This window comes from Micromonospora zhanjiangensis (assembly GCF_042650605.1).
GTDB classification, from domain to species: domain Bacteria; phylum Actinomycetota; class Actinomycetes; order Mycobacteriales; family Micromonosporaceae; genus Micromonospora_J; species Micromonospora_J zhanjiangensis.
The window spans coordinates 163018-188721 of the sequence record NZ_JBHSBN010000005.1 but is presented as its reverse complement, the minus strand read 5'-3'; the positions used below and the strand labels follow the sequence as shown (position 1 = coordinate 188721).

At 71.2% G+C, this 25704-nt stretch carries 27 protein-coding genes; 9 read left to right on the top strand and 18 right to left on the bottom strand.

Annotation, left to right across the window (positions count from 1 at the left end; translation table 11 throughout):
* Nucleotides 1-75 precede the first annotated feature (75 nt).
* Both ACFOX0_RS10120 and murD read right to left on the bottom strand, forming a co-directional pair.
* A complete protein-coding gene (locus tag ACFOX0_RS10120; RefSeq protein ID WP_377543944.1) occupies nt 76-552 on the bottom strand; it encodes a hypothetical protein in 477 nt (158 codons plus the stop codon).
* Between the two features lie 97 nt (nt 553-649).
* Nucleotides 650-2038, bottom strand: a complete 1389-nt coding sequence (murD, locus tag ACFOX0_RS10115; RefSeq protein WP_377543942.1) for a UDP-N-acetylmuramoyl-L-alanine--D-glutamate ligase — start codon at nt 2036-2038, stop codon at nt 650-652.
* 48 nt (nt 2039-2086) lie between these two features.
* Here murD and ACFOX0_RS10110 point away from each other — a divergent pair, with 48 nt between their 5' ends.
* On the top strand, nt 2087-3430 hold the full coding sequence (locus tag ACFOX0_RS10110) for a hypothetical protein (RefSeq protein WP_377543940.1): 1344 nt from the start codon (nt 2087-2089) through the stop codon (nt 3428-3430).
* Nucleotides 3431-3466: 36 nt separating this feature from the next.
* Here ACFOX0_RS10110 and ACFOX0_RS10105 read toward each other — a convergent pair whose 3' ends face one another.
* Nucleotides 3467-5188 carry a PucR family transcriptional regulator gene (locus ACFOX0_RS10105; RefSeq protein WP_377543938.1) on the bottom strand — a complete coding sequence of 574 codons (1722 nt, stop codon included), beginning with the start codon at nt 5186-5188 and terminating at the stop codon, nt 3467-3469.
* Nucleotides 5189-5382: 194 nt separating this feature from the next.
* Here ACFOX0_RS10105 and ACFOX0_RS10100 point away from each other — a divergent pair, with 194 nt between their 5' ends.
* Both ACFOX0_RS10100 and ACFOX0_RS10095 read left to right on the top strand, forming a co-directional pair.
* Nucleotides 5383-5658 (top strand): hypothetical protein, encoded by a 276-nt coding sequence (locus ACFOX0_RS10100; RefSeq protein WP_377543936.1) that lies wholly within the window; start codon nt 5383-5385, stop codon nt 5656-5658.
* The gene (locus ACFOX0_RS10095; protein ID WP_377543934.1) at nt 5655-5942 is read left to right on the top strand and encodes a ribbon-helix-helix domain-containing protein; all 288 of its coding nucleotides are present in this window, start codon (nt 5655-5657) and stop codon (nt 5940-5942) included. Before ACFOX0_RS10100 ends, ACFOX0_RS10095 begins: the two co-directional genes overlap by 4 nt.
* A gap of 5 nt (nt 5943-5947) precedes the next feature.
* Here ACFOX0_RS10095 and ACFOX0_RS10090 read toward each other — a convergent pair whose 3' ends face one another.
* The 4 genes from ACFOX0_RS10090 to ACFOX0_RS10075 form a co-directional block, all read right to left on the bottom strand.
* A complete protein-coding gene (locus ACFOX0_RS10090; protein WP_377543932.1) occupies nt 5948-6568 on the bottom strand; it encodes a TetR/AcrR family transcriptional regulator in 621 nt (206 codons plus the stop codon).
* A gap of 100 nt (nt 6569-6668) precedes the next feature.
* Complete coding sequence (argG, locus tag ACFOX0_RS10085) at nt 6669-8120, bottom strand: argininosuccinate synthase (protein WP_377543930.1); 1452 nt, start codon at nt 8118-8120, stop codon at nt 6669-6671.
* A gap of 41 nt (nt 8121-8161) precedes the next feature.
* The gene (locus ACFOX0_RS10080; protein ID WP_377543928.1) at nt 8162-8971 is read right to left on the bottom strand and encodes a TrmH family RNA methyltransferase; all 810 of its coding nucleotides are present in this window, start codon (nt 8969-8971) and stop codon (nt 8162-8164) included.
* A gap of 160 nt (nt 8972-9131) precedes the next feature.
* Complete coding sequence (locus ACFOX0_RS10075; RefSeq protein WP_377543926.1) at nt 9132-9617, bottom strand: MarR family winged helix-turn-helix transcriptional regulator; 486 nt, start codon at nt 9615-9617, stop codon at nt 9132-9134.
* A 118-nt stretch (nt 9618-9735) separates the two neighbouring features.
* On the opposite strand from ACFOX0_RS10075, the gene ACFOX0_RS10070 reads away from it, so the two are divergent.
* Nucleotides 9736-10383, top strand: a complete 648-nt coding sequence (locus tag ACFOX0_RS10070) for an FMN-dependent NADH-azoreductase (protein WP_377543924.1) — start codon at nt 9736-9738, stop codon at nt 10381-10383.
* 243 nt (nt 10384-10626) lie between these two features.
* Here the strand turns inward: ACFOX0_RS10070 and ACFOX0_RS10065 are convergent, their stop codons facing one another.
* Together ACFOX0_RS10065 and ACFOX0_RS10060 are read right to left on the bottom strand one after the other, a co-directional pair.
* The gene (locus ACFOX0_RS10065) at nt 10627-10809 is read right to left on the bottom strand and encodes a DUF397 domain-containing protein (RefSeq protein WP_377543922.1); all 183 of its coding nucleotides are present in this window, start codon (nt 10807-10809) and stop codon (nt 10627-10629) included.
* Nucleotides 10800-11600, bottom strand: coding sequence for a helix-turn-helix domain-containing protein (locus tag ACFOX0_RS10060; RefSeq protein ID WP_377543920.1), 801 nt, complete (start codon nt 11598-11600; stop codon nt 10800-10802). Before ACFOX0_RS10060 ends, ACFOX0_RS10065 begins: the two co-directional genes overlap by 10 nt.
* A gap of 252 nt (nt 11601-11852) precedes the next feature.
* On the opposite strand from ACFOX0_RS10060, the gene ACFOX0_RS10055 reads away from it, so the two are divergent.
* Nucleotides 11853-12182, top strand: coding sequence for a hypothetical protein (locus tag ACFOX0_RS10055; RefSeq protein ID WP_377543918.1), 330 nt, complete (start codon nt 11853-11855; stop codon nt 12180-12182).
* 350 nt (nt 12183-12532) lie between these two features.
* Here ACFOX0_RS10055 and ACFOX0_RS10050 read toward each other — a convergent pair whose 3' ends face one another.
* Nucleotides 12533-13594 (bottom strand): aldo/keto reductase, encoded by a 1062-nt coding sequence (locus ACFOX0_RS10050; protein ID WP_377544244.1) that lies wholly within the window; start codon nt 13592-13594, stop codon nt 12533-12535.
* An 87-nt stretch (nt 13595-13681) separates the two neighbouring features.
* Between ACFOX0_RS10050 and ACFOX0_RS10045 the strand changes: the two genes are divergently transcribed.
* Nucleotides 13682-14089: a MerR family transcriptional regulator gene (locus ACFOX0_RS10045; protein WP_377543915.1), complete on the top strand. Its 408-nt coding sequence runs from the start codon at nt 13682-13684 to the stop codon at nt 14087-14089.
* A 453-nt stretch (nt 14090-14542) separates the two neighbouring features.
* Here the strand turns inward: ACFOX0_RS10045 and ACFOX0_RS10040 are convergent, their stop codons facing one another.
* The 5 genes from ACFOX0_RS10040 to ACFOX0_RS10020 all read right to left on the bottom strand — a co-directional run bounded on the left by ACFOX0_RS10040 (nt 14543) and on the right by ACFOX0_RS10020 (nt 19345).
* Nucleotides 14543-14998 (bottom strand): cellulose binding domain-containing protein, encoded by a 456-nt coding sequence (locus ACFOX0_RS10040; protein ID WP_377543913.1) that lies wholly within the window; start codon nt 14996-14998, stop codon nt 14543-14545.
* Between the two features lie 47 nt (nt 14999-15045).
* Nucleotides 15046-16062 (bottom strand): LacI family DNA-binding transcriptional regulator, encoded by a 1017-nt coding sequence (locus tag ACFOX0_RS10035; RefSeq protein ID WP_377543911.1) that lies wholly within the window; start codon nt 16060-16062, stop codon nt 15046-15048.
* A gap of 133 nt (nt 16063-16195) precedes the next feature.
* Nucleotides 16196-17035: a carbohydrate ABC transporter permease gene (locus tag ACFOX0_RS10030; RefSeq protein WP_377543908.1), complete on the bottom strand. Its 840-nt coding sequence runs from the start codon at nt 17033-17035 to the stop codon at nt 16196-16198.
* Nucleotides 17032-18012: a carbohydrate ABC transporter permease gene (locus ACFOX0_RS10025; RefSeq protein ID WP_377543906.1), complete on the bottom strand. Its 981-nt coding sequence runs from the start codon at nt 18010-18012 to the stop codon at nt 17032-17034. Before ACFOX0_RS10025 ends, ACFOX0_RS10030 begins: the two co-directional genes overlap by 4 nt.
* Nucleotides 18013-18055: 43 nt before the next feature.
* The gene (locus tag ACFOX0_RS10020; RefSeq protein WP_377543904.1) at nt 18056-19345 is read right to left on the bottom strand and encodes an extracellular solute-binding protein; all 1290 of its coding nucleotides are present in this window, start codon (nt 19343-19345) and stop codon (nt 18056-18058) included.
* 256 nt (nt 19346-19601) lie between these two features.
* Here ACFOX0_RS10020 and ACFOX0_RS10015 point away from each other — a divergent pair, with 256 nt between their 5' ends.
* The 3 genes from ACFOX0_RS10015 to ACFOX0_RS10005 all read left to right on the top strand — a co-directional run bounded on the left by ACFOX0_RS10015 (nt 19602) and on the right by ACFOX0_RS10005 (nt 23385).
* On the top strand, nt 19602-21224 hold the full coding sequence (locus ACFOX0_RS10015) for a glycoside hydrolase family 43 protein (protein ID WP_377543902.1): 1623 nt from the start codon (nt 19602-19604) through the stop codon (nt 21222-21224).
* Nucleotides 21225-21462: 238 nt separating this feature from the next.
* The gene (locus tag ACFOX0_RS10010) at nt 21463-22578 is read left to right on the top strand and encodes a polysaccharide deacetylase family protein (protein WP_377543900.1); all 1116 of its coding nucleotides are present in this window, start codon (nt 21463-21465) and stop codon (nt 22576-22578) included.
* Nucleotides 22579-22677: 99 nt separating this feature from the next.
* Nucleotides 22678-23385 carry a polysaccharide deacetylase family protein gene (locus ACFOX0_RS10005; protein ID WP_377543897.1) on the top strand — a complete coding sequence of 236 codons (708 nt, stop codon included), beginning with the start codon at nt 22678-22680 and terminating at the stop codon, nt 23383-23385.
* 45 nt (nt 23386-23430) lie between these two features.
* Here the strand turns inward: ACFOX0_RS10005 and ACFOX0_RS10000 are convergent, their stop codons facing one another.
* The 3 genes from ACFOX0_RS10000 to ACFOX0_RS09990 are packed head-to-tail and all read right to left on the bottom strand — an operon-like array spanning nt 23431 to nt 25700.
* Complete coding sequence (locus tag ACFOX0_RS10000) at nt 23431-23829, bottom strand: MmcQ/YjbR family DNA-binding protein (RefSeq protein WP_377543895.1); 399 nt, start codon at nt 23827-23829, stop codon at nt 23431-23433.
* 33 nt (nt 23830-23862) lie between these two features.
* Nucleotides 23863-25047, bottom strand: a complete 1185-nt coding sequence (locus ACFOX0_RS09995) for a sensor histidine kinase (protein ID WP_377543893.1) — start codon at nt 25045-25047, stop codon at nt 23863-23865.
* Nucleotides 25044-25700, bottom strand: a complete 657-nt coding sequence (locus ACFOX0_RS09990; protein WP_377543890.1) for a response regulator transcription factor — start codon at nt 25698-25700, stop codon at nt 25044-25046. The genes ACFOX0_RS09995 and ACFOX0_RS09990 overlap by 4 nt, the downstream gene beginning before the upstream one ends.
* Between the last annotated feature and the right edge of the window lie 4 nt (nt 25701-25704).

Here is a 25704-nt window from a genome sequence, read left to right as displayed (position 1 = left end):
GTGGCGCGGGGCGTGGCCGGGACAGACGCGTCGGACCAGACCGGTCGCGGGGGTGGGCGCGGGGGTGGGCGCGGGTCAACCGGCCCGGAGGAGCAGTCCGAGGACGGCTCCGTAGACGAGATGGACGGCGATCGTGACCCCGGGCGTCTGGATGCCGTAGTTGAGCGCGAGCAGGCCCGGCGGCTCCAGCACCGCGGTGCTGGCCGGCCCGGCCCGGAGCGAGGCCATCCGCGGGTGGACGCCCGGGAGCAGCGGCAGCAGCACCGTCAGCGCGATGGTGGCCTGGAGCAGGCCGAACAGCGCACCGAGCCACCAGGTGGCCCGGTGCAGCAGGGTGAACGCGGCCGCGTACCCGAGGGCGAAGCCCTGCCCGGCGACAAGGTGGATGACGAACCCGACGACCCGGGCCCGGTCGGGGTCCTCGGCGACGAGGGTCCCGAGCACCAGGGGAAAGTCGATGCGGGTGAGCCCAGCCAGTTGAGCGGCGATCATCGCCGCGGTGAGGGCGGCGGTGGCGACCAGTCCGAACAACGCCCATCCAGCCCAGTCCATCTCATCGCCCCCACACCGACATGCGCCGTCGGTCGTGCCAGGCTCACCCTAAGCCACCAGGCCGGCAAAACCGGGCGGCTCGCCGGGCGGGACGACCTCACCGCCCGGCGTCGGACGCGGGAAGGGCGGCGCTCTCCGCGTCCGGCGCGCTGTCCCGGATGGCAGCGGCGTAGACCTCGGAGCGGTGCTCGTAGTTGCGGAACCGGCCGTAGCTGGGCGCCGCCGGGGACATCAGCACCACCCCGCCGGCCGGGGTCAGCTCGCGGGACAGCCGTACCGCCGCCGGCAGGTCCTCGACCAGTTCGGTGCGTACGGCCGGCAGGTCGCGCAGCGCCGCGACGATCCGTTCGCCGCTGTCCGGGATCCCGATCACGGTGACCGTCCGGTCGGTCAGGTGCTCGCGCAGCGGCGCGTAGTCCACCCCCCGGTCGTTGCCGCCGACGATCACGGTGAGCGGCCGACCCGCGTACGCGTCGATGGCGTGCATGGTGGCGTACGGGCTGGTGGCCAGGGTGTCGTCGACGAAGGTCAGCCCGGTCGGGTCGACGATCTCGCTGAGCCGGTGGTCCAGCGCGTGGAAGCCGGCGACCGCGGCGGCGACGGCGTCCCGTTCGGCCACGCAGTCGATCCCGAGCGCGTCGAGCACCGCCAGCGCCACGCACAGGTTGCCCTCGTTGTGCCGGCCGACCAGCGGGAACACCGCGCGCGGGAAGATCGGCCGGTCGACGGCGTGCAGCCAGGGAGTGCCGTCCGGGCCGGGGGCGACGTGCCAGGAGTCGGGCCGGCCCGCGCGAACCGCCGGCAGGTCGCCGACCTCGGCGGCGAGCCGGGGGTCGGTGCCGTTGAGCACGACCGTCTCCGGCTGGTGGGCGAGCAGGTTGAGCTTGTCCCGGTAGTACTCCCGTTCGCCGCCGTGCGCGTCCAGGTGTTCCGGGAACAGCGCGGTCACCACCGCGACCCGGGGCGAGTCGACCAGGTCGCTGCACTGGTAGCTGGACAGCTCCAGCACGTACAGGTCGGCCTCGGGCAGGCCCAGCAGCGGCACCCCGATGTTGCCGCCGAAGACGTTCGGCCGGCCCAACTCGGTGAGCAGGTGGCTGATCAGGCTGGAGGTGGTGCTCTTGCCCTTGCTGCCGGTCACCCCGACGGTGCGGGCGGCGTGGTCGGCCATCCAGAGCGCCGTACCGCCGGTGATGGTGACGCCGCGTCGGCGCAGCTCGATCACCCACGGGTGGGTCTGCGGCACGCCCGGCGAACGCACCACGACGTCGGCCGCGGCGAGCTGGTCGAAGCCCTCCGACCCGCCGTACAGCGGGGCGGCGGCCGCGAGCGGGCCGTCCCAGGGCAGCGACAGGAAGTTGGCGCTGTCGTCGACGGCGACCAGGCTGGCCGGTCCGGCTGCTGCGACGGCGGTGACGGCGGCCCGGCCCTCCCGGCCGGTCCCCCAGACTGCCACGCTACGTCCGCGCAGGTCAGACAGGCGCACTGGTGATCTCCTCACTCGCCGACGGCCGGGCCGGGACTAGTATGGCGTGTGCTCAACGACCAGCTTCGGCAGATGGACGCCTTCTCGTTCCCGACCTATTCGTTGGATCTTGCCACTGGCGAGGCCACCTTCGAATACGCCCTCACCGGTCCCGCCGGTGAGCTGCGGTTCGCCGAGAAGATCACCCTTCCGGTGCCGCCGGAGCCGCCGTCCGAGGCCACCCTGGCCACCCTCGACCGGGTCCTGCAGATCCTGCACCTGCTCGCCGGGGTGAGCTACTACAAGGCCGCCGCGCCGCGCCGGCTGGTGGCGCCGACACCGCTGGGCGACGCCACCGTCGCGCTGTTGCGGGCCATCTACACCAAGGGCCTCGCCGAGTACGCCTACCGCAACGACCTGCCGCACGTGCTGGAACTGGTCCCCGAGGTGCCCGGCGGCGTGGTCCCGCCCGCGGACCCGGTGGACACCACCGACCGGCGCCCGCTGTCGGCGGTGGGTGGCGGCAAGGACTCCATCGTCACCCTGGAGGCGCTGCGCGAGGCCGGGTTGGACCCGGTGCCGTTCTCGGTCAACCCGAACCACGTGATCGTCTCGGTGAACGAGGCGTCCGGGCTGACCCCGCTGGCCGCCCGACGCAAGCTCGACCCGGCGCTGTTCGAGCTGAACGCGGCCGGCGCGTTGAACGGTCACATCCCGGTCACCGCGATCAACTCGCTGATCGCGGTGGCCACCGCGGTGCTGCACGGGCTGGGCCCGGTGGTGATGTCCAACGAGCGGTCCGCGTCCGACCCGAACCTGATCTGGAACGGTCACGAGGTCAACCACCAGTGGTCCAAGGGGGTCGAGGCGGAAGGGCTGGTGCGGGCCGCACTGACCGAACACGCCGGGCTGGTAGAACCGTACTTCTCGCTGTTGCGCCCGTTGTCGGAGCTGCACATCGCGCGGCTGTTCGCCCGGCACGACCGCTACGACGACGTGGTGACCAGTTGCAACCGGGCGTTCAAGCTGCACGACCCGAGCGCCCGGTGGTGCGGCGACTGCCCGAAGTGCCGGTTCGTCTTCCTGGCCCTGGCGCCGTTCATGCCCCGGGAGCGGCTCACCCGGATCTTCGGCAAGGACATGCTGGCCGATCCGGCCCAGGTGCCCGGTTACCTGGAACTGCTCGGCATCGACGCGCACAAGCCGTTCGAGTGCGTCGGCGAGGTCGAGGAGTCCCTGGTGGCCCTGTCCCTGCTGGCCGACCAGCCCCAATGGCGCGACGCCCAGCCCCTCCAAGCGATCCTGACCGCCGTCCCCAAAGAAGCCTGGCCCGCCGCCACGGCCTCCGACGTCTTCACCCCCCACCCCACCCACCACATCCCCCCTCACTACCTCAAAACCCTCCCCGCCTAACCGCCTAACCGGTGGCCCCGGGGGCGGAGGGGCGGGTTAGGGGTTTTGGATGGCGTCTCGGGCGCGGAGGGCTACGTGGAGGGAGAGGGTGGCCTCTACCGAGTCGAGGTTGGCGCCGGTGATCTTCGCGATGCGGGTGAGGCGGTCGTAGAAGGCGGGCCGGGACAGGTGGGCGGCGGCGGCCGCCGCGGACTTGTTCCGGCCGTGGTCCAGGTAGGCCCGCAGGGTGTCCAGGAGCTGGTCGCGGGGGTGTTCTGCGTCGTACGACAGCAGGGCGCCGAGTTCCCGCTCGACGAAGGTCTGCAGCCGCGGCTCGTCGCGCAGCAGGTGCAGCAGCCCGGCCAGGCCGACGTCGGGTAGCCGGAACACGACGACGTCCCAGCGTCCGCGCCGGGCCGCGTCGGCCACCTGCCGGGCCTCGATCAGCGACCGGCGGGCCTCCCGGGCGGTGGCCACCCCGGAACCGGCCGCGACGATCACCGCGCCGGCCGGGGCGGGGCCGGCCGGGGGCGGCGCCGCGCCGAGGCGTACCCGGTCCAGGGTCGCGGCGAACGCGGCCAGCGCCGCCCCCTCGACCTGTTGGTCGTGCAGCGTGAGCAGCACCCCGACGGCCTGCTCGTCCAGGGCGGCGACCAGGCCGGCGAGGCCGGCCTCGCGCACCGCGTCGCTCACCGCCTCGCTCAGGTCGCGCAGCCGGACCTGGGCGGCCTCGCTGCCCGGTTCCGGGCCGGGCTGGTCGGCCCGGTGCCGGACCACCACGCCGACCAGCCACCGCCGCTCCAGCGGTACGCCCAGCGCCCGGGCCCGCAACGCGACCTCGTCCACCGGGCGGGCGTGGTCGAGCAGCGCGGTCAGCAGGTTGCGGTGCAGCTGGCGTTCCAACCCCTCCGCGTCGCGCCGGATCAACCTCCCCAGGGCGAGCGTCGAGGCGGCCCGCTCGACCAGGATGACCAGCCGGGTCGGCGCTGTGACCTGCCCGGACGGCGGCGTGGCCACACCCGACGGCGGCATGTCGTGGGGTGCCGACGAGGTGTCCGGCCCGGGCCAGCGCAGCAGCAGCCGCCCCCAGTCCTGTCCGCGCGCGCCGACCATGGTGACCAGCCAGCCGGTATCCGGGTGGTAGCCGGTCCGGCCGTCGACCCGGATCCGCCGGGAGTGCCGCTCCCAGCCGTCCAGCAGCCGGCCCGCGCTCTCCCCCGCCGCGTCGTAGGCCAGCACCTGCCGGGACAGGTTCTCCAGCACCATCGGGCAGCCGGCCAACTCGGCGGCCTGCCGGACCACCTCGGCCGGTTCCGCCCCGTCGACGGACAACTCGGTGAACCGCTGGTGGATCTGCTCGCTGGCCCGCAACTCGGTGAGCTGGGCGTCCACGATCAGCGCGTGCACCGCTTCGGTGATCGGCACGAACGGGGTGGGTCGGCGCAGTTCGACGAGCGGCAGGCCGCGCCGTTCGGCGGCGACCACCATCACCCGGGGAACGCTGGCGGCGTACCGGCGGCCCAGCTCGATCACCAGGCCGGAGATGCCGACGTCGGCCAGCCCGGTGACGAACGCCCGCAGCCCGTCGTCGTCGGCGGGCAGGCCGATGCCGGTGGTCAGCACCAACTCGCCGCCGCCGAGCAGGGTGGCGATGTCCGGCACCTCCGCGACGTGCACCCAGCGCACCAACCGGTCCAGCGCGGCCTCCCCCGCCACCACCCGCGGCGCACCCACCCGCACCGGTTCGAGTGCCAAGACCTCACGCACCGTAGGAAACACCCCCGGAAGGCTACCCTCCGTGACGTCGTGCGGCGGGCCGGGGCGGATCTTGGCGCGGAGCCGCCAAGCCAGCAGGGCCGGCACGCGCCAAGACCTCTTCGAAGCCACCGACACCGCAGCTGCCGCTGGCGATGGGAGCAATGGCAGGGCGCATCGGCGACCCGCCATTGTTATACGCGTTATACGCTGGCACGGTGGTGGAACGGGAGTACGGATGGACCGACGCCGGTAAGGCCAGCGCGGCACGGCACGGCGTCTCCGAACGGGAAGCGGTCGAGGCGCTCTACTCGCCACAGCGGATTGAGAACCACATCGAGACGTTACTGCTGGCAGTGGCCGGCCTGGCCGAGACGGCCCGCGTGATCATGGTGTTGTGCGAACGGGTCGGCAAGGTCAACAGCTACGCGATCCTGGCGGTACGGGAGGCCACCCCCGAGGAGGTCAAGCAGTGGATGGAGGGAACTTCATGACCAGGAAGCGAAATCCGCGAACGATGAGTCGCGAGGAACTGGTGGCGTACTTCGACGGCGGCGGAGACATTTCGGAGCTGCTCCGCGACGCGACCAGCGGCCCCGATCTGGGCCCGGCGCCCGCCCCGGAGAGCGTGCCGATGATCGTGACCGGCGTACGGCTGTCCTCCACCGCCGTACGCCGGCTGGACGAACTCGCCGGCAACGACAAGGGGGGCCGCTCGGGCCTCATCCGTCGGGCGATCGACGAGTTCCTCGCCCGGCATACCGGCGAAGCCGCCTGAGGCGCTCAGTCGGATCCGGGGCGTAGGCCGCGGAGGAGGGCAGCGAGCCCGAGGCGGAACTCGTCGGCCGGGGCGACCTGCCGGGCGTGGGCGGCCGTCGCGGCGAGGTGCGGGAAGGCGTCGACGGGCAGGGCCGCCATGGTCTCCGTACCGTCGCCGGGCAGCGGGCCGAGGTGGTCCAGCAGCAGGGTGCCGAGCAGGTGACCGATCAACGCGCGCTGTGCGACCACCCGGTCCGTACCGGTGAAGCCGGCCTCGGTCAGCACGGCCAGCATGGTCTCGATCAGCCGCAGTGACGACGGTGCGGCATGCCGGTGGGTGAGCACGAGCGGCACGACCGCCGGATGGGTGACCACCGCGGCCCGGGCCCGGTCGAGCAGCAGTTCGATCCGGCCGGCCCACGGCAGGCCCTCGGGCAGCGCCAGGTCGACCCGGCTCAGCACCCGTTCCACCACCCAGCGTTCGAGCTGCCCGCGGTCGTCGACGTAGCGGTACAGAGCCATCGGGCTGGTGCCGAGCTCCCCGGCGACGGCCCGCATGGTCAGTCCGTCGGTCCCGGCCCGGTCGAGGACGGCCAGCGCGGCGTCGGCGATCCGGTCCTGGCTGAGCGAACGCGGTCTGGGCACGGCTTGACAGTTTACGCCGTACGCCTAGCCGGGGGCCGGCAGCGAGTGGGCGGCGACGGCAGGGTCACGCCGTCGCCGCCCGCCCGTCCCGACCGGTCGGTCAGTCGACGCCGAACTCCATCGCGGCGCGGTCGAGCGCCTCGTCGTCGGCCGAGGAGACGCCCCGCGAGGCGATGGCCTCGGCGCCGCCCTGCGGCATGGCGCCGATCAGCCCGGTCGAGGCCGCCTGCGCGGCGCCCACCATCCGCGCCGGGGTCGCACCGCCGACCATGCCCAGGTTCGCGTACTGCTCCAGCTTGGCCCGCGAGTCGGCGATGTCCAGGTTGCGCATGGTGAGCTGGCCGATCCGGTCCGCCGGGCCGAACGCCGAGTCCTGGGTACGCTCCATCGACAGCTTGTCCGGGTGGTAGCTGAACGCCGGACCGCTGGTGTCCAGGATCGAGTAGTCCTCGCCCCGGCGCAGCCGCAACGTCACCTCGCCGGTGACCGCCGTGCCGACCCAGCGCTGCAACGACTCGCGCAGCATCAGCGCCTGCGGGTCCAGCCAGCGGCCCTCGTACATCAGCCGGCCGAGGCGGCGACCCTCGTTGTGGTAGTTCGCCAGGGTGTCCTCGTTGTGGATGGCATTGACCAGCCGTTCGTACGCGGCGTGCAGCAGCGCCATGCCGGGCGCCTCGTAGATGCCCCGGCTCTTGGCCTCGATGATCCGGTTCTCGATCTGGTCCGACATGCCCAGGCCGTGCCGGCCGCCGATGGCGTTGGCCTCCAGCACCAGGTCGACCGGGCTGCCGAACTCCTTGCCGTTGATCGTCACCGGACGGCCCTGGTCGAACCCGATCGTGACGTCCTCGGTGGGGATCTCCACCGCCGGGTCCCAGAACCGGACCCCCATGATCGGTTCGACCGTCTCGATGCCGGTGTCGAGGTGTTCGAGGGTCTTCGCCTCGTGCGTGGCGCCCCAGATGTTGGCGTCGGTGGAGTACGCCTTCTCGGTGCTGTCCCGGTACGGCAGGCCGCGTTCGAGCAGCCACTCCGACATCTCCTTACGCCCACCCAGCTCGGTGACGAAGTCGATGTCGAGCCACGGCTTGTAGATGCGCAGTTGCGGGTTGGCCAGCAGGCCGTACCGGTAGAACCGCTCGATGTCGTTGCCCTTGAAGGTCGAGCCGTCGCCCCAGATCTGGACGTCGTCGGAGATCATCGCCCGGACCAGCAGGGTCCCGGTCACGGCCCGGCCCAGCGGGGTGGTGTTGAAGTAGGCCCGGCCGCCCGAGCGGATGTGGAAGGCCCCGCAGGTCAACGCCGCCAGGCCCTCCTCGACCAGGGCGGCGCGGCAGTCGACCAGGCGGGCGACCTCGGCGCCGTAGCTGAGCGCGCGACCGGGCACCGAGGCGATGTCGGGCTCGTCGTACTGGCCGATGTCGGCGGTGTAGGCGCACGGGACGGCGCCCTTGTCGCGCATCCAGGCGACCGCGACCGAGGTGTCGAGGCCGCCGGAGAAGGCGAGGCCGACGCGTTCGCCGGGGGGCAGGGAGGTGAGAACCTTGGACACAGGAAGATTATGCGCCAGTCCGCATCATCATGCAAACAGGCTCACCGGGGATCGTCCCGGCCGAGTTCCCAGAAGGCCACCGCGGCCGCGGCCGCGACGTTCAGCGAATCCACCCCACGCCGCATCGGCAGGACCACCCGGACGTCGCTGGCGGACTGGGCCGCCGCGGTGAGGCCGGGGCCCTCGGCCCCCAGCAGCAGTGCCGCCCGCTCGCGCTGCGCCGGAGTCACCCGCTGCATGGGTACGGCGTCCGGCGCCGGGGTCATGGCGAGCACCGTGAAACCGGCCTGCCGCACCTGCGCCAACCCGTCCGGCCAGCCGGTGAACTTGGCGTACGGCACCGCGAACACCTCACCCATGCTCACCCGTACGCTGCGCCGGTAGAGCGGGTCGGCGCAGGTGGGCGACAACAGCACCGCGTCGATGCCGAGCGCCGCGGCGCCCCGGAAGATCGCGCCGAGGTTGGTGTGGTTGTTGACGTCCTCCAGGATCACCACCCGCCGGGCGGCGGCCAGCAGGTCCGGCACGGTGGGCAGCGTCCGCCGGTGGAACGACGCGAGCACCCCCCGGTGTACGTGGAACCCGGTGGTCGCCGCCAACACGTCCTGGCCGGCGGCGTAGACCGGGGCGTCCCCGGTGTCCAGATCGCCGAGCTGGTCCACCCGCTTGGCGTCGACCAGGAACGACCGGGGCGGGTAGCCGCCGCGCAGCGCCCGTCGCAGCACCAGCTCCCCCTCGGCGATGAACAGGCCGTTCGGCGGCTCCCACCGGGTCCGCAACTCCACGTCGGTGAGCGCCCGGTAGTCGGCGATCCGCTCGTCGTCCGGGTCGGTGATCTGCTGAATGGGCACCCGCCGATTCTGCCGGCCCGCCCGACCCGCCCCCGTGGCGGGACGGGCGGCGAGGCCCTACGTCGGTTCGGCGATCACGCTCCCCGGCGTCCGGAACCTCGTCCGGCGCGGCATCGAACGGCAGAACCGGTGACGAACTCCCCGAGCCCGTCGAGGGAGGCTAGCAGCGCCGTACGCCTTCCTCGGTGGCCTTGCCGAGCTGCCGGGTGACGTGACAGGCGATCTCCCGCAGCACGTCGACCTGTTGCTCGGTGAGCCCGTCGATGACAAAGCGTCGCACCGCCGCGACGTGGCCCGGCGCCGCCGCCACCACGACGTCCCAGCCGGCGTCGGTCAGCACTGCTCTGGTGTAGCGGGGGCTGTCCGGGTCCGGCTCACGGCGGAGCAGGTCCCGCTGCTCCAGACGCTTGACCACGTTCGACAGCCGGGACAGCGAACTGCCGATGTTGCCGGCCAGGTCGCTGAGCCGCAGCGTCCGGTCCGGTGCCATCGACAGGCCGCTGAGCACGAAGTAGTCGAACAGGGTCAGCTTGCTGTCCCGCAGCAGCTGCGCGTCGAGCATTCCGGGCAGGTTGAAGACGAGCTTGGCGAGGGCTATCCAGGCGTCGCGCTCATCGTCGGTCAACCACCGCGGCTCGTCCGGCATGCCGCAAGCCTACGACCTGCCTTTAGTCGTGAAGTGAGCCCCGCCACAATCACTTCAAGCTTGAAGCTTGACGGACATAGGGTCACTTCAAGCTTGAAGCTCACCTCTAGGAGCAATCGTGACCCTGTTCCGGCTGGACGCCAGCATCCGTACCCACGGCTCCGCGAGCCGCGAGATCGCGGACATCGTCGAGAAGGAGTGGCTCGCCGCCCACCCGGGCGATTCGATCGAGCGCCGCCACATCGGCGTCGACACCCTCCCCGCGACCGCATGGGCGGCGGCGGTCGGCGCCGGCATGACCCCGCCGCAGGAACACACCGACGAGCAACGGCAGGCCGTCGCCCTCGCCGCGACGCTGGTGGACGAGTTGCTGGCCGCGGACGCGATCCTGTTCGCCGTGCCGCTCTACAACTTCGGCGTTTCCCAGCATTTCAAGGCGTACATCGATCTCGTCTGCACCGACCCGCGCGCGTTCGGCACGCCCTTCCTGGCCGGCAAGCCCGTGGTGCTGGCCACGGTCCGCGGCGGCGCGTACGGCAGCGGCACGCCGCGCGAGGGCTGGGACCACTCCACCCCGTACCTGCGTCGCATCATCGCCGACAGTTGGGGCGCCGACCTGACCGTCGTCGAGCGGGAGTTCACCCTGGTCGGGGTCAACCCCGCCCTGGACGCGTTCACCGAGCAGGCCGCGCAGCTGCACGCCGGGGCACTGGAGGCGGCCCGGGAGGCCGGCCGGGCGCTCGCCGGGGCGCCCGTCGCGGCCTGACGCCGCCGCTGCCACCCACTCACGACGGCGGGCCCTCAGCTTCGCGCCGAGGGCCCGTCATTGGCCCCACTCACGTGCCTGAAAACCACCCACCACGTACGTCGCCCCCCACCCGCGCCTCGCCCGAACGCTCGGCCGCGTGAGTCTTGGACAGTTTCTGTTCAGTCGGAACAGAAACTGTCCAAGATAGATTGCTTTCGGATCCGGGGGCTTCGGTTTGGGCCTTCCCATCGCCTTCTGACGTCAGTGCCGCTTGACGAAGTCGACGAACGAGCGCCAGCCGGCCGGGCTGAACACCAGCGCCGGGCCCGCCGGGTCCTTGCTGTCCCGCACGGCGACCACCCGAGGCAGGTTGTCGGCCACCTCAACGCAGTCGGTGTTGCCGCTGCGGGTGGCCTTACGCCAGGCTGCGCTGCTCAGGTCCATGACATCACCACTTCCTTCAGGAGGTCCAGTGACTGCTGGCGGGGCAGTGCTTCGTTGCGCACGGTCTCCCATCTCGCCAACAGCGTAGCCAGCCGGGCCTCGCTGTCGATGACTCCACCTCCCAGTTGGCTTTCCATGGTGCCGACCCAGCCGCCGTCATCGCTGCGGGCCAACGTGAACGGCCCGGACAGACCGACATGCAGCCCGACCGAAAGTGGGATGACGTGGATGCTGACGTTGGGGCGCTCGGCGCAGGCCAACAGATGCTCCACCTGCCGAGTCATGAGCCCCCGGAAGCTCTCGTTTCGCCGGTGTAGGGCCACCTCGTCGAACAGGGCGATCAGTTGCGGCGGTTCTGGTTGGGCCAGGACCGCCTGCCGGTCCATCCGGGATGCGAGACGCTTTTCCACTTCTTCGTCGCTGAGCATGTCGTCGCAGCGGATCACCGCGCGGGCGTAGTTCTCCGTCTGGAGCAGGGCCGGGACGAGGGTGGGATGGAAGCACCGGAGCTGGCGGGCGGCGGCCTCCGCGTCCAGCCAGGATCGGAACCAGCTCGGCTGTCGCTCCCGCTCCATCATCTTGAACAGGGAGACGAGTAGGCCGCCGGAGTTGAGTACCTCGTCGGCGCGGGACAGGAATGGGCGGTCCAGTGGCCGCACGCCGGTCTCGACGGCCGACACCATCGAGGCCGAGTAGTGCACCAGCTTGCCGAACTCCTCCTGACTCAGGCCGGCGCCGGTACGCAGCCGGCGAAGCTGTGCGCGGATCAGGTCGGCGGTCGATTCCTCCACAGTGCCTCCACAGTGTCGACGCGATTCCTCTTCGGAAGTGCGCTCGCCGCGTCCGGGCGCCAGCGACCCACCGCGACAGCGCGAAAAGACTTCTCAGAGTAGCGCCGCTCTCACCAGACTGTGACCCCAGCGGGACCGCTCGGGTCTGCCAGAACCACGGACCGAACTGCGAACGGGCGGAACCGTGCGGGGTCGGTCCACTCCCCTCGTGGACCGGCCCCCATCCACCACGACCGTGAAGGAGCCAAAGCGATGAATGACCCGGCTGCCCGTACCGCTGAAAGACCGGTGATGTTCCCGGACCCGGCGCCGCTCGCGGCGCATCAGCCCCGGCGGCCGATGTGGTCGTGCCGGGCGTGCCCGCAGCCGTGGCCGTGCGCCAGCGCGCGGCTGCACCTGAAGGGACGGTACGACAGTGACCCGGTCGGGCTGTCGATCCGGATGGCGGCGGAGATGGCCGAGGCGATGAAGGACCTGTACCGGCTCAACCCGGACGACGCGCCCGGTCCGCGGGTGATGTTCGACCGGTTCCTGGTGTGGCCGCCGTTCAAGCGGCCGGCGATCCCGACAGCGGACCTCTAGCTGTTCTCCCACCCGAATGGACGGGGCCCCGGCATCCCGGCGGCAACCGGGAGCCGGGGCCTCGTCCGCGCCGAACGCCGGATGACGCGGTTCGGACAGCTCACCAGCCGGCCGGTCGATCGTGGCGGTGGCGGTGGCGGCTTTGGCGCCACATCAAAAATGTTGTAGCTACTACGTTTTTGATGTGGCGCCGAAATTTGTACCGCCACCCGACGCCGGTGCCCGGTCGACGTCGCATCCGGCGTCGATGTCCCGCCCGGCGTTCAGCACCGCATCCACGGTCGGCACCGCGCACCCAGGGTCGGTGACCGGCGGATGCCGGGCCCGCTTCCGGTCGGTCGATCTGTCGGTCAGGCGGCGGCGCGGTCGGTGACCGGGCGGCGGCGCAGCGCGGGGTCGGTCAGCGACCGCGGCGGCGCGAGGGCGTTCGGGTCGTAGAGGTTGGTGCCGGGCGGCACGATCTCGTCGATCCGGTCGAGGGTGGCGTCGTCCAGGGTGAGCGCGGCGCCGGTGAGCAGATCCTCCAGTTGCGGCATGGTCCGCGGTCCGATGATCGCCGAGGTGACGGCGGGGTGGGCCACGGTGAACGCGATGGCGAGTTGCGGCAGGGTGCAGCCGATGTCCGTGGCCAGTTCGATGAGCTGTTCGACGGCGTCCAGCTTCGCGGCGTTCGCCGGGGTGGTGGGGTCGAACTGCGCCGGCCGGATCGCGGCGCGCCCGGTGGACAGGTCCGCGGGCCGGTCCTTGCGGTACTTCCCGGTCAGGAATCCGAAGGCCAACGGACTCCAGACCAGCACACCCATCCCGTAGCGCCGGCAGACCGGCAGGAGCGCGGCCTCGATGCCGCGGGCCAGGATCGAGTACGGCGGCTGCTCGGTGCGGAAGCGTCCGAGGCCGCGCCGTTCGGCGACCTGGTGCGACTCGACGATCTCCTCGACGGGGAACGTCGAGCAGCCGAAGGTACGGATCTTGCCCTGGCGCACCAGGTCGGTGAGGACCGAGAGGGTTTCCTCGACGTCGGTGCTCGGGTCGGGGCGGTGGATCTGGTAGAGGTCGATCCAGTCGGTGCCCAGCCGCCGGAGGCTGTCCTCGACCGCACGGACGATCCACCGCCGCGAGTTGCCGCCCCGGTTGGGGCCCTCACCCATCGGGAAGTGCACCTTCGTGGCGAGGACCACGTCGTCGCGGCGGCCCCGCAGCGCCTTGCCGACGATCTCCTCGGACTCGCCCCGCCCGTACATGTCGGCGGTGTCGACGAAGTTGATCCCCTGGTCGAGCGCCGCGTGGATGATCCGGACGCAGTCGTCGTGGTCGGGGTTGACCTGCGACCCGTCGCCGGCCTGGAACATCATGGTCCCGAGGCAGTAGGCGCTGACCTCGATGCCGGTCCCGCCGAGGGTGCGATAGCGCATGATCTGGTTGCTCCCTTGCTCGTTCACGTCGCAGGCGACCCTAGGATCTAGAGTCGGCTCTAGGTCAACCCCGCTATCCTCGTCGCCATGGCCGAGCCCACGAACAGCTTGAGCATCGGGCAGGTCGCCGAACGCACCGGCCTGAGCGTCCACGCGCTGCGCTTCTACGAGAACGAGGGACTCTTCGTCGAGCCGGTGGGGCGCGGACCGGGCGGGCGCCGCGTCTACACCGAGGACCACGTGGACTGGCTCACCGTCTGCATCATCCTGCGCGCCTCCGGGATGCCGCTGCCCGCGCTGCGCCGGTACGCCGAGCTGGTCCGGACGGGCGACGGGACCGAGCGGGAGAGGCTCGCGCTGCTGCGCGAGCACCAGACCCAGGTCACCGGCCAGATCGGCAAGCTCACCCAGTGCCTCGACCTGATCAAATTCAAGATCGGAGTGTACGAGGACCTGATCGACCGGAACGGTACCTGCCACCCGACACAGGTGTGACCCCCACCCACCCCCACGGTCGCTCCCCCGAAGGGGGGAGGAGGGTCCCCGGTAGGGGGCAGGACGGCGGTCGCCGGGGCCGGGACGATCGACGGGTGACGGCAGCGGCGCCGATCACCTGGCCAGCCTGCCGTTCTGGTCCGGCTAGGGCGCCGTCGGGCTGGCGTTCCTGCTTCTGGGCCTGGCCGTCGCGCTCCTCGAGCTGGCGGTGCCGCCGCTCGCCCCGTCGGTACGGGCGGACCGGTCGACCTCGACCGACGCCACGGGGACGTACCGGCGGGCAGCGACGGATCCGGCGGTGTCGGACCACGCCACCTGGTGGCGTACGGCCTGCTCGGCGCGGCGACCTACCACTACCACCGGCTGACCCGCCGCCGCTGCCCGCTCTGCGATCCCCCGGGAGGGCAGGGGTGCGGATAGGGCGGGACGCGTTGGCCCGGGCGGGAACCCGGGTCAGCCGCAGCGGAAGTCGCCGGCGACGGTGTTGTCGCCGAACGGCCGGCTGGCCTGGAAGCCGAAGCCGGCGCTCTGGCCGGGAGCGAGCGTGCTGTAGTAGGCCGGGCGGTAGGTGACCTTCTGCCCGGTCTGCACCAGGCTTCCGTTCCACCCGCCGGAGACGAACTGCCCCGCCGGCAGGGTGAAGGTGACGCCGCTCCAGGTGAACGTGCTCGCGCCGGTGTTGGTGACGGTGACCTGCATGAGGTATCCGCCGGGCCACTGGGCCAGCACGGCGGCGGTGACGGTGCAGTCGTCCGACGCGGTGTCCACGACCACGGCCGGGGCGCGCGTCGAGACGACGGCGGAGGCGGGCGCCGCCGTCGCCACGGGGGCGGCGAGCGCCGCGGTCAGGGTCAGTGCGGCCAGGGCGGTGAGTCGGCGCGGTACGCCGGAGACGCGGTGATGCGCCATCGTCTCTCCTTCTCCAGGTACGGCTTCCCGAAACGATCGAGAGTTGGCTACGTACGGGGTGCCGTGGCGCTGTCCCGCAGCACGAGTTCGGTGGCGAGTTCGACCCGTGGGCTCTCGATCTTTTCCCCCTGGGACAACCGCAGCACCGTACGGGCGGCGAGCATGCCCATCTCCGCCAGCGGTTGCCGGACCGTGGTCAGCGGCGGCGAGCACCAGCGGACCTCGGGCAGGTCGTCGAAGCCGACCACGCTGACGTCGTCGGGCACCCGCAGCCCGCGCCGGCGTACGGCCTCGTAGACACCGAGCGCCATCTGGTCGCTGGAGGCGAAGATCGCGGTGGGCGGTTCGGGCAGCCCGAGCAGTTGCGTGCCGCCGGCGAACCCGGCCTCGTGATAGAAGTTGCCCGGGTAGATGAGCTTCTCGTCGACCGCAATGCCGGCCGATTCCAGCGCGGCCCGGTAGCCGTCGAGCCGGGCCCGGCTGCACATCAGTTGCGGCAGGCCGGCGATGAAGCCGATCCGGCGGTGGCCGAGGCCGATGAGGTACTCGGTGGCGCGCAGGCTGCCGGCCCAGTTGGTGGCGCCGATGGTGGGCGCCTCCTGCGGCGGCACCCCGGCCGGGTCCACGATGACGACCGGAATGTTGAGCCGGCGCAGCTCGGCCTGCAGCGGCGGTTCGAGGGTGGAGGTCACGAAGATGACGCCCTCGGTGGACCGGGTCCGCATGTTGTCCAGCCACTGCTTCGCCGAGGAGGTCCGGCGGTGGATGGCGGAGATCACGGTGCCGATGCCGGCGGCGTGCGCGACGTCCTCGACGCCGCGGATGATCTCGACGGCCCAGGGGCTGTCCAGGTCCGGGAAGACCAGGTCGACCAGGCCGGAGCTGGCCCGCATGCTCGGCGGACGGCGGCGGTAGCCGTGCCGGGTGAGCAGCTCCTCGACGCGTTCCCGGGTCTGCGGGGCGACGTCCGAGCGCCCGTTGATGACCCGGGACACCGTCGGCACCGACACGCCGGCCAGGCGCGCGATGGTCGCGATGGTAACTTTCCGGCTGTCGCCTACCACGGGTCGCCCCTTTCCATCAGTCGAGCCTACGGCGGCTGATTTCCGGTACTTCTTCCGGTACCGGAAGCCCCTGGACGCCGCCGTCGGCCGGCCCGCCGGCACCGGTGCCGGTCGGCACCCGCGCCCACACCGGTCAGCCCTTGACGCTGCCGGCGAGACCACCGACCAGTTGCCGTTCGGCCACCGCGTAGAAGGCCAACGCCGGCACCATCGACAGCACCACGTACGCCAGCACGCGGCCGGTGTCGTCGGAGTACTGGCCCTGGAACTGCTGGACCCCGACCGGCAGGGTCCACCAGCTCTGGTCGGTGAAGACGACCAGCGGCAACATGAAGTTGTTCCAGCTCGCCACGATCGCCAGCACCGAGACGGTGGCCAGCGCGGGGCGGGCCATCGGCAGCAGCACCCGCCAGAAGAAGCCGAACGCACCGCAACCGTCCAGGGTGGCGGCCTCCTCCAACTCCCCCGGCACGGTCCGGAAGAACTGCCGGAGAATGATGATCGTCACCGGCAGCCCGAAGGCGGCCTGGGGCAGGATCACCCCGAACGGGTTGTCCAGCAGTCCCAGGCCGCGCAGCAGCACGAACAGCGGCAGGATCGCCACCGCGAACGGGAACATCAGACCGATGGCGAAGAGCGTGAACAACAGTTCCCGGCCGCGGAAGGCGAACCGGGCGAACACGAACGCCGCCATCGCCGCGGCGCCGACCATCACCACCACGGTGGCCACGGCGATGAACAGGCTGTTGGCGAGCTGCCGCCAGAAGATGTCGGAGGCGAGGATGCCGGTGTAGTTGCCCGGCTGCCACGGGTGCGGCAGGCCGAGCGGATTGCTGGACAGCTGGCCGTTGTCCTTGAAGCCGCCGAGCACGCCGAACACGATCGGCACCACGATCACGGCGGCGACCGCCACCGAGATGAGGTGCAGAACCCCGTTTCGTGTCCGGACGGCCGGACTCCTCCTGCCGGTCATCCCTGGACCCCCCGGGTGGTGAGCGCGCCCTCGACGTCGCGGCGCAGGACGAAGCGCTGGTAGAGCAGCGCGAAGACGAAGCTCAACAGGAACATGACGATGCTGATGGCGCTGGCGTACCCGACCTCCATGCGCCGGAAGCCGTACTGGAACATCGTCACGGCCATGGTCTCCGAGGCGTGGATCGGGCCGCCGCCGGTGAGCACCCAGACCATGTCGAACAGCTGGATGGTGCCGATGACCGACAGGAAGACGCTGATCCGGATGGTGGGGCCGAGCAGCGGCAGCGTGACGTGCCGGAAGGTCTGCCAGGCGGTGGCGCCGTCGGTGGCGGCCGCCTCGGTCAGCTCGCGCGGGATGGCCTGCCGCCCGGCCAGATAGAGGATCATGTGCAGGCCGAAGTACTTCCAGGAGACCACCAGGAACAGCGCGTAGAGCACCGTGTCCGGATCGGCGAAGATCGCGCCGGCATCGGCGCCGAACAACGACGCCATTGTCTCGCCCAACCCTCGGTTGGGCGAGAAGACCAGGGTGAACAGCACCCCGGTGGTGACCTCGGAGAGCACGTACGGGGCGAAGAACACCAGCCGGTAGACGCTGCGCCCGGCCAGCCGCTGGTTGAGCAGCATGGCCAGGCCCAGCGACACCGGTAGCTGGATCACCAGGGAGAGCACGAGCAGGATCGCGCCCCGCCACAGGTCACCCAGGAAGGTCGGATCGTCGAAGGCCCGGGTGAAGTTGCCCAGGCCGACGAAGTTCTCCGGCAGGCCGAAGCCGTTCCACTTGAAGACGCTGCCGTACCCGGCGATCAGGATCGGGGCGATGACCAGCAGCAGGAACAGCACCAGGGCCGGGGCGAGGAAGACGGCGACGGTGCCGACGCGTACCCGCCGGGGCCGGCGCCTGCGGGCCGCGACCGGCCGGTCGGCCAGCGGCTCCCCGCGCGGTGGCCCGGCCACCGTCGATGAGGTCGTCATGTGCGCTCCGCTCGTTCCTCGTCCCCGGCTCCGGTGCTCGCTCTCACTGGGTCTTCGCCACCTGGGTGATGTCCTTGACGATCTGCTCCGGCGACTTGGAGCCGGCGATCAGCTCCGCGACGCTGTCGTTGACCTGCTGGCCCACCGCCGGCGGGTACGCCTGGTCCAGGTAGAGCTGGAAGCCGGTCGACGAGGCGAGGGTCTCGGCCACGATCTTCTGGTTGGCGTCGGTGATCGCGTCGGCGGCCTCCTTGACCGCCGGCAGGACCGCCCCGGTCGCGGCGGACCTGCGTTGGTTCGCCGCGTTCACCAGCGTCTTCAGGAAGTCGATCGTGGCCGGCGGCGCGTTCTTGCCGACCGCGAAGCCGTTGCCGCCGCCGAACGCCTCGGTGATGGCGCCCTTGCCGCCGTCGACGGTGGGGAACTTGAAGAAGCCGAGCTTGTCGCCCAGGCCCTTCTTGCTGGTGGACGAGGAGTTCTGGACGGTGGGCGCCCACTGGCCCATCAGCTCCATCGCCGCGCCGCCGTTGCCCATGGTGGCGGCCTGCCCGTCCGGGGTGCCGTAGTCGGCGCCCAGGAAGCCCTTCTGGAACGGCGCCAGGTCGACCAGTTCCTTGAGGCGCTGGCCGGCGGCGATGAAGTCCGGGGTGTCGAAGTTCTTGTCCTTGCCCGCCTGCTCCAGGGCGCCCAGGCCACCGATCCGCATGGCCAGGTAGGCCCAGTAGTAGTGGCCGGGCCACTTCGCCTTGCCGGCCAGGGAGACCGGCGTGATGCCGGCAGCCTTGATCTTGCGGACCGTGTCGAGGAGCTCGGCCCAGGTGGTCGGCGGGGCGGTGATGTTGGCCTTGGCGAACAGGTCCTTGTTGTACCAGAACCCGATCATGCCGGTGTCGAACGGCACTCCGTAGATCTTGCCGTCGATGGTGAACGGCTTCGTCGCGGCCGGCAGCATGCTGTCGAACAGCGGCTTGAAGTCGTCGGTGAGGTCCTTGACCAGCCCGGCCTCGGCCTGCTGCGACAGCACACCGCCGCCCCAGGACTGGAACAGGTCCGGCGGGGTTCCGCCCTGGATGGCTGGGGTGAGCTTCGCCTTGAACGCGTCGTTCTCCAGCGGCTGGATCGCGATCTTCACATCGCTGTGCGCGGTTTCGTACTCCTTGGCGATGGCCGCCCAGACCGGGAGCATCGGCTCGGTGTTCTGGATGTGCCACCAGTTGATGGTCTGCGGACCGCCCGGTTTGTTCTTGTCGTCGCTGCAACCGGCGAGCAGATAGGCGCCGACGCCGGCCCCGGCGAGACCGAGCAGCGTCCGGCGGGAGATGTGCGCTGTCATGTGCCACCCCTTCAAGGGAGTCAGAGGTGCTCGGACGCCGATCCGGGTCAACGGTGTGGAAGCCATACCGGTCTCCGAAACTTTCGGTGTCCTGCCGGTACTACATATTGATGGCGGGCACGTTACGACGTCCGTGCCCACGTGGTCAAGGGGCTGTCCAATGTCCATCGCTGCCGATACGGTGGTCGGGAAAATCGGAAGCAGCAAGGCACCAACTTCCGGAAATTGCCGGAAGCACGACCACGAGGAGCCGCCCATGTCGACCGAGACCGCTGACATCGCCGCAATCCGGTCGATCCGCAATCCGGTGCTGTCCGGATTCCACCCGGACCCGTCGATCCTGCGCGTCGGCGACGACTACTACCTGGCCACGTCGACCTTCGAGTGGTATCCGGCGGTCCGCGTGCACCACTCCCGCGACCTGGTCCACTGGCGCGCGCTGGGCGGCATCATCAACGAACGCCGGCTGCTCGACCTGCGCGGCTGCGGGGACTCCAACGGGGTCTGGGCACCGGACCTGTCGTACCACGACGGCCTGTTCCACCTCGTCTACAGCGACGTCGCCAGCTTCGCCAGCGGTTACTGGGACCCGCAGAACTTCCTCATCACCGCGCCCGACATCACCGGGCCGTGGTCGGACCCGGTGGTGCTGCACGCGCACGGCTTCGACGCGTCGCTGTTCCACGACGACGACGGCAGCAGCTGGCTGCTGGCGATGAGCGCCGACTGGCGCCCCGGCCGGGACCGCTTCGGCGGTATCGAGATCCAGCGCTACGACCGCGAAGAGCGGCGGCTGGTCGGGCCCGCGCGGATCATCTTCCGGGGTACCCCCGTGGGCCTCACCGAGGGGCCGCACCTGTACCGGCACGACGGCTGGTACTGGCTGGTCACCGCCGAGGGCGGCACCAGCTGGGAGCACCAGGTCACCGTCGCCCGGTCCCGCGAGCTGTTCGGCCCGTACGAGGTCGACCCGGCCGGCCCGCTGCTGACCTCGGTCGACCGGCCGGACCTGCGGTTGCAGAAGGCGGGCCACGGCAGCATGGTGCGCACCCAGCACGGTGACTGGTACCTCGCGCACCTGGTCGGCCGCCCGTACTCGCCGCGCGGCAACTGCGTGCTGGGGCGGGAGACGGCGATCCAGAAGGTGGACTGGGCGCCCGGCGGCTGGCCCAGCGTGGCGGGTGGCGTACCTGCCGACGAGTTCCCGGCCCCCGAACTACCCGCCCACCCGTGGCCCGACGAGCCGGCCACCGACGACTTCGACGCGCCGGTGCTGGACACCCGCTGGTCCACGCTGCGCCGCCCGGCCGGCCCGGACTGGATCGACCTGGACAGCCGCCCGTCGTACCTGCGGATCCGCGGCGGCCAGTCACCGGTCGGCAAGCAGACCCCGAGCCTGGTGGGCCACCGGGTCGGCGCGGAACGCTGCTCGCTGGAGACGGTCGTCGAGTTCGCGCCCACCGACTACCGGCACCTGGCCGGGATCACCGCCTACTACAACACGATGAACTGGTACTACCTCTACCTCACCCGGGCCGACGACGGGCGGAACGCGCTGGAACTGCTGAGCAGCAACAGCGGCCGACGCACCGCCCATCCCGAACTCACCGTCGACGCCGGCACCGCCGTACGGGTCGGGCTGCGGGCCGTCTTCGACGGGCCGGTGGTCCGGCTCGGCTACGACCTCGGCGACGGCTGGCACGACCTGCCCGTCGAGTTGGACGCCACCATCCTGTCCGACGAGCACGCCGCGATGATCATCGACGGCGAGCCGGCCGCGTGGGGCTTCACCGGCGCGTTCCTCGGTCTGTGGGTGCAGGACCTCGGCAACGACGGCATCTGGGCCGACTTCGACCACGCCACCTACCGGGAGGAGTGAACCCGACCGCCACCTGGCATACCGGTAATTCCCGGAACCTGTTGACGCTGCGGAAACACCCTGCGAACAATGATGTTCGCGAATGGATGTCCTCCAGAAGGATCGATCGCCCGCCTCCATGGCGATCGCCCCCTCGCGACACCGAATCCCGGCCTGGAGGCGAGGCCCGGTACGGCACTGTCGCTCGCGGATCTCCCACGCACCGGTCCGTCGGTGCGTACCCCCGAGAGGAGCAACAGTGTTCAGCAGATCCGCTCCCGGTGCACCACCCCGGCGGCCGTCCCGGCTCCGGCTGGCGCTCACCGCCGGCGCCGCGACCGTGCTGACCGCCGGCGTCGCGCTCACGGCGCTGGCCGCGCCGTCGGCCGCGGCCGCCGACTGCAGCGGCGGTTACGTCGGGCTCACCTACGACGACGGCCCGATCGCCGGTAACACCACCAACCTGCTCAACGCGCTGCGCAGCGCCAACGCCCGCGCCACGTTCTTCAACATCGGCCAGCGCGCGCAGCAGAACGCGGCCCTGGTCCGGGCCGAACGCGACGCCGGCATGTGGATCGGCAACCACAGCTGGACGCACCCGCACCTGACCCAGCTGAGCGCCAGCCAGATCAACAGCGAACTGAGCCAGACCCAGCAGGCCATCCAGCAGGCCGTCGGCACCGCGCCCCGGCTGTTCCGACCCCCGTACGGGGAGACCAACGCCACCGTCAAGAGCGTCGAGCAGCAACTGGGCCTGACCGAGATCATCTGGGACGTCGACTCGCAGGACTGGAACGGCGCGAGCACCGCGCAGATCGTCGCCGCCGCCAACAACCTGCGCAGCGGTGGCGTCATCCTCATGCACGACGGCTACCAGACCACGGTCAACGCCGTACCGCAGATCGTGGCCAACCTCGCGGCCCGCAACCTGTGTCCCGGCATGATCTCGCCCAGCACCGGCCGGGCCGTGGCCCCCGACGGCGGCAACCCGCCGCCCACCACCGCACCACCCACCACCGCACCGCCGCCGACGACCCCGCCGCCCACCACCGCACCGCCGACCACTCCCCCGCCCGGGGGCGGCACCGGCTGCTCGGCGTCGGTGTCGGTCAACCAGTGGACCGGCGGTTTCACCGCGTCGATCCGGGTGACGGCGGGTTCCGCGTCGATCGGTGGCTGGACGGTGACCGTCACCCTGCCGTCCGGAGCCGGGGTCGCCAACGCCTGGAACGCCAACGCCAGCGGTAACTCCGGCACGGTCCGGTTCACCAACGTCAACTACAACGGCTCACTCGGCGCGGGCCAGTCCACCGAATTCGGGTTCCAGGGCACCGGCACCGCCGGCACCCTCAACCCGACCTGCACCGCCTCGTAACCCGCGGCGTCGCGTCCCCGGTAGGGGTCCCCGCCCACCCGCGCGGACCTCTACCGGTCGGCGCTGTCCGGCCGTTCGTCATTCCCGGGAGGATCACCCATGCGCTCGTCCACCCTGGCCCGTCGGGTCCTGCGGCTCGCCGCCGCGCTCGGCGCCGTCGGCCTCACCCTCGGCGCCGCCGGCACCGCCCAGGCCCGTCCCCCGGTCGGCACCGACGTCATCGACACCACCGGCGGCACCGGGAACGTCGTCGGCTTCACCTTCGACGACGGCCCGAACCCGGTCGACACCCCACGCCTGCTGGAGGTCCTCCGCCGGCACCGCGTCAAGGCGGTGTTCTGCCTGGTGGGCGACCAGGTCGAGGCCCACCCCGAACTGGTCCGGCGGATCGTCGCCGCCGGGCACACGCTCTGCAACCACAGCATGCACCACGACGACCTGAGCGCCTGGACCCCGGAGCAGGTCGAGGCCGACCTGCGGCAGACCTCGGCCGCCATCCGCCGCGCCGTACCGCACGCCCGGATCCCGTTCTTCCGCGCGCCGTACGGCGCGTGGGGACAGGCACCCACGGTGGCGGCGTCGCTGGGGATGCGGTCGTTGGGCTGGCGGCTGGCGATCAGCGACTGGGAGCCGCCCGGCACCGACGTGCTGGTCGACCGGTTGCTCGACGGCATCACGCCCGGCGCCGTGGTGCTCATGCACGACGGCGGCGGCGACCGCAGCCAGACCGTCGCGGCCGTCGACCGGGTCATCCCGATCCTGCAGTCCCGCCACTGGCGGTTCACCCGCCCCGATCCTTGCCGCTGACTCCGCCGGGCCGGGGCGGTTCGACCGCCTCGGCCGCGGCCCCCCTCAGGGTCGCCGGGAGTCGAGCCGCGCGACCCGGCGTGGGCCGGCCGTCCGTCGGTAGCTGGCGTCGAGCAGTTCCTCGATCTCGCCCCAGTCGGTGTCACCGGTCAGGTCCACCCCGAGCCACCCGGACGGACCCAGGTAGGCCGGCACGTAGCAGCGGTCCTCCGCCAGCAGGGCGGTGCGCTCGTCCGGATCGACCAGCACGATCACCGACTGCTCGTGTCGCTGATGGACGCCGTCGACCTTCACCGACCCGCCGTAGTAGGCGAACACCTTGGTGGTGAAGAAGGCGGGATGCCCGTGGGAGACCTTCTCGGCCGCGTCCGGGAAGGCCAGGGCGAGCGCCCGCAGCCGGCCCAGGATCGGGTCGGCCTCGTCGAACATGATGGGGTGCGGCATACCAGAGGGTAAACACACGTGTGGGCGTCCGCTTCAACGTGCCGCTCGACGACGTCTTCGGGTACCCGGGCTCCGAGGTTCAGCCACCCCACCACCGCCCGATCCCGTAGTGACCCGTGGCGACTTCCCTCCGCATCCGGCCGGTAGCGGGAAGTGCAGCGTCACGCACAGCCCACCGCCGGCTCGCGGGTCCAGGCGGATCCGGCCCCGGTGGGCCAGGACGATCGCGTGCACGATGGCCAGCCCGAGCCCCACGCCCTCGCCGCCGGTGCGGCCGCCCCCGCCACGCACGAACGGCTCCAGTAGGCGCTCGGCCTCGCCCGGAGCGATCGCAGGGCCGCCGTTGGCGATGCGCAGGAACGCCTCCGTACCCTCGACCCCGGTCTCCACCTCGATGCCGTCCTCGGAATCGTTGTGGCGCAACGCGTTGTCCACGAGGTTGGCCACCATCATCTCCAGCAGCACCGGGTCACCGACCACGGGGGCGGGCCGCAGGTTTGACTCCTCCGGGACACCGACGAAGTCGGACAGGTCGACCACGCGCCGGCGTCCCGTGGCCGCCTGGCTGAGCGCCAGCGCGAGCAGCCCGTCGAGCGTCCGCTGGCTCGTGCCGATCGCCGTCCGAATGTCCTCCGCCATGGTAATCAGCTCATCTCGGCTGGGTTCACCGTCGAGGGTGACGTCGATCGCCGTGCGCATCGTGGTCAGCGGGGTGCGCAACTCGTGCGCGGCGTTGGCGGTGAACAGCTTCTGGCTGGCCACCCCGGCCTGGATCCGGTCGAGCATGCCGTTGACCGTCGCGGCGAGCGCGGCCAACTCGTCGCGGGGCTTGTTGACCGGAACCCGCTCGGAGAGGTTCTCCGCCGACAGCCGCTGCGCGGTGCTGGCGATGGCGCGGACCGGGTGCAGCACGCGACCGGCCACCAGCCAGCTCAGCAGCGCCGCGAGCGCGGTCACGACGGCGAGGGCGATTAGCGCCTGGATCAGCAGTTCATGCAGGGTCGCGTCCTGCAACCGGCCCAGATTCGGCAGGTCTTCGGGGCGCGGGGCGGTCTGGACCGTTCCGTCAGGGCCGCGAATGTCGATGCGTACCAACCGTTGTCCGAGACTGCGCCGCATGAACAGGTACGTCAGCCCGGTCAGGACGAGTCCGGCGGCGGCCACGAAACCGGTGTAGAGGACGGTGAGCCGGGCGCGGGCGGTGAGCCTGGCCTTCACGGGATCATCCGGTATCCGGCGCCCGTCACCGTCTCGATGAGTGGGGGATCGCCCAGCTTGCGGCGCAGCGTCCCGATCGTGATGCGGATGGCGTTGGTGAACGGGTCGGCGTGCTCGTCCCACACCCTCTCCAGCAACGTCTCCGCGCTGACGAGATCGCCGGCCGCCGCCAGCAGTTCCTCCAGAACACCGAACTCCTTGGGAGTCAACGAAAGCAGCCGCCCGGCCCGCTCGGCGGCGCGACGCGCCGGGTCGAGCACCACGTCCGCGTGCCGCAACACGGGAGGGCGCGCGGAGGTGTTGCGCCGAGCCAGCGCACGTACCCGCGCGACCAGTTCCGAGAAGGCGAACGGCTTGCCCAGGTAGTCATCCGCGCCCAGGGTCAAGCCGCACACCCGGTCCTCGACCGTACCGGACGCGGTCAGCATCAGGATCCGGGCGGTGCCGTCCCGCGCGAGCCACCGGCACACCGCATCCCCGTGCAGCACCGGCAGATCACGGTCGAGCACCACCACGTCGTACGCGGTCAGCTCGCACTTGTCGAGCGCGGACCGACCGTCGAACGCGACATCGACGGCGAACCCGTGCTTGCGTAGCCCGACCGCGATGTAGCCGGCCAGCGGCTGCTCATCCTCCACCAGCAGCACTCGCATCGGA

Bases quoted from the DNA above. Each gene is read 5' to 3' on its own strand.
- ACFOX0_RS10000 (WP_377543895.1), bottom strand. From the start codon at position 23,829: ATGCCGCACCCCATCATGTTCGACGAGGCCGACCCGATCCTGGGCCGG.
- ACFOX0_RS10055 (WP_377543918.1), top strand. From the start codon at position 11,853: ATGAATGACCCGGCTGCCCGTACCGCTGAAAGACCGGTGATGTTCCCG.
- ACFOX0_RS10025 (WP_377543906.1), bottom strand. From the start codon at position 18,012: ATGACGACCTCATCGACGGTGGCCGGGCCACCGCGCGGGGAGCCGCTG.
- ACFOX0_RS10015 (WP_377543902.1), top strand. From the start codon at position 19,602: ATGTCGACCGAGACCGCTGACATCGCCGCAATCCGGTCGATCCGCAAT.
- ACFOX0_RS10050 (WP_377544244.1), bottom strand. From the start codon at position 13,594: ATGCGCTATCGCACCCTCGGCGGGACCGGCATCGAGGTCAGCGCCTAC.
- ACFOX0_RS10030 (WP_377543908.1), bottom strand. From the start codon at position 17,035: ATGACCGGCAGGAGGAGTCCGGCCGTCCGGACACGAAACGGGGTTCTG.
- ACFOX0_RS10065 (WP_377543922.1), bottom strand. From the start codon at position 10,809: ATGGACCTGAGCAGCGCAGCCTGGCGTAAGGCCACCCGCAGCGGCAAC.
- ACFOX0_RS10095 (WP_377543934.1), top strand. From the start codon at position 5,655: ATGACCAGGAAGCGAAATCCGCGAACGATGAGTCGCGAGGAACTGGTG.
- ACFOX0_RS10120 (WP_377543944.1), bottom strand. From the start codon at position 552: ATGGACTGGGCTGGATGGGCGTTGTTCGGACTGGTCGCCACCGCCGCC.
- ACFOX0_RS09990 (WP_377543890.1), bottom strand. From the start codon at position 25,700: ATGCGAGTGCTGCTGGTGGAGGATGAGCAGCCGCTGGCCGGCTACATC.
- ACFOX0_RS10075 (WP_377543926.1), bottom strand. From the start codon at position 9,617: ATGCCGGACGAGCCGCGGTGGTTGACCGACGATGAGCGCGACGCCTGG.
- ACFOX0_RS10020 (WP_377543904.1), bottom strand. From the start codon at position 19,345: ATGACAGCGCACATCTCCCGCCGGACGCTGCTCGGTCTCGCCGGGGCC.
- ACFOX0_RS10005 (WP_377543897.1), top strand. From the start codon at position 22,678: ATGCGCTCGTCCACCCTGGCCCGTCGGGTCCTGCGGCTCGCCGCCGCG.
- ACFOX0_RS10045 (WP_377543915.1), top strand. From the start codon at position 13,682: ATGGCCGAGCCCACGAACAGCTTGAGCATCGGGCAGGTCGCCGAACGC.
- ACFOX0_RS10040 (WP_377543913.1), bottom strand. From the start codon at position 14,998: ATGGCGCATCACCGCGTCTCCGGCGTACCGCGCCGACTCACCGCCCTG.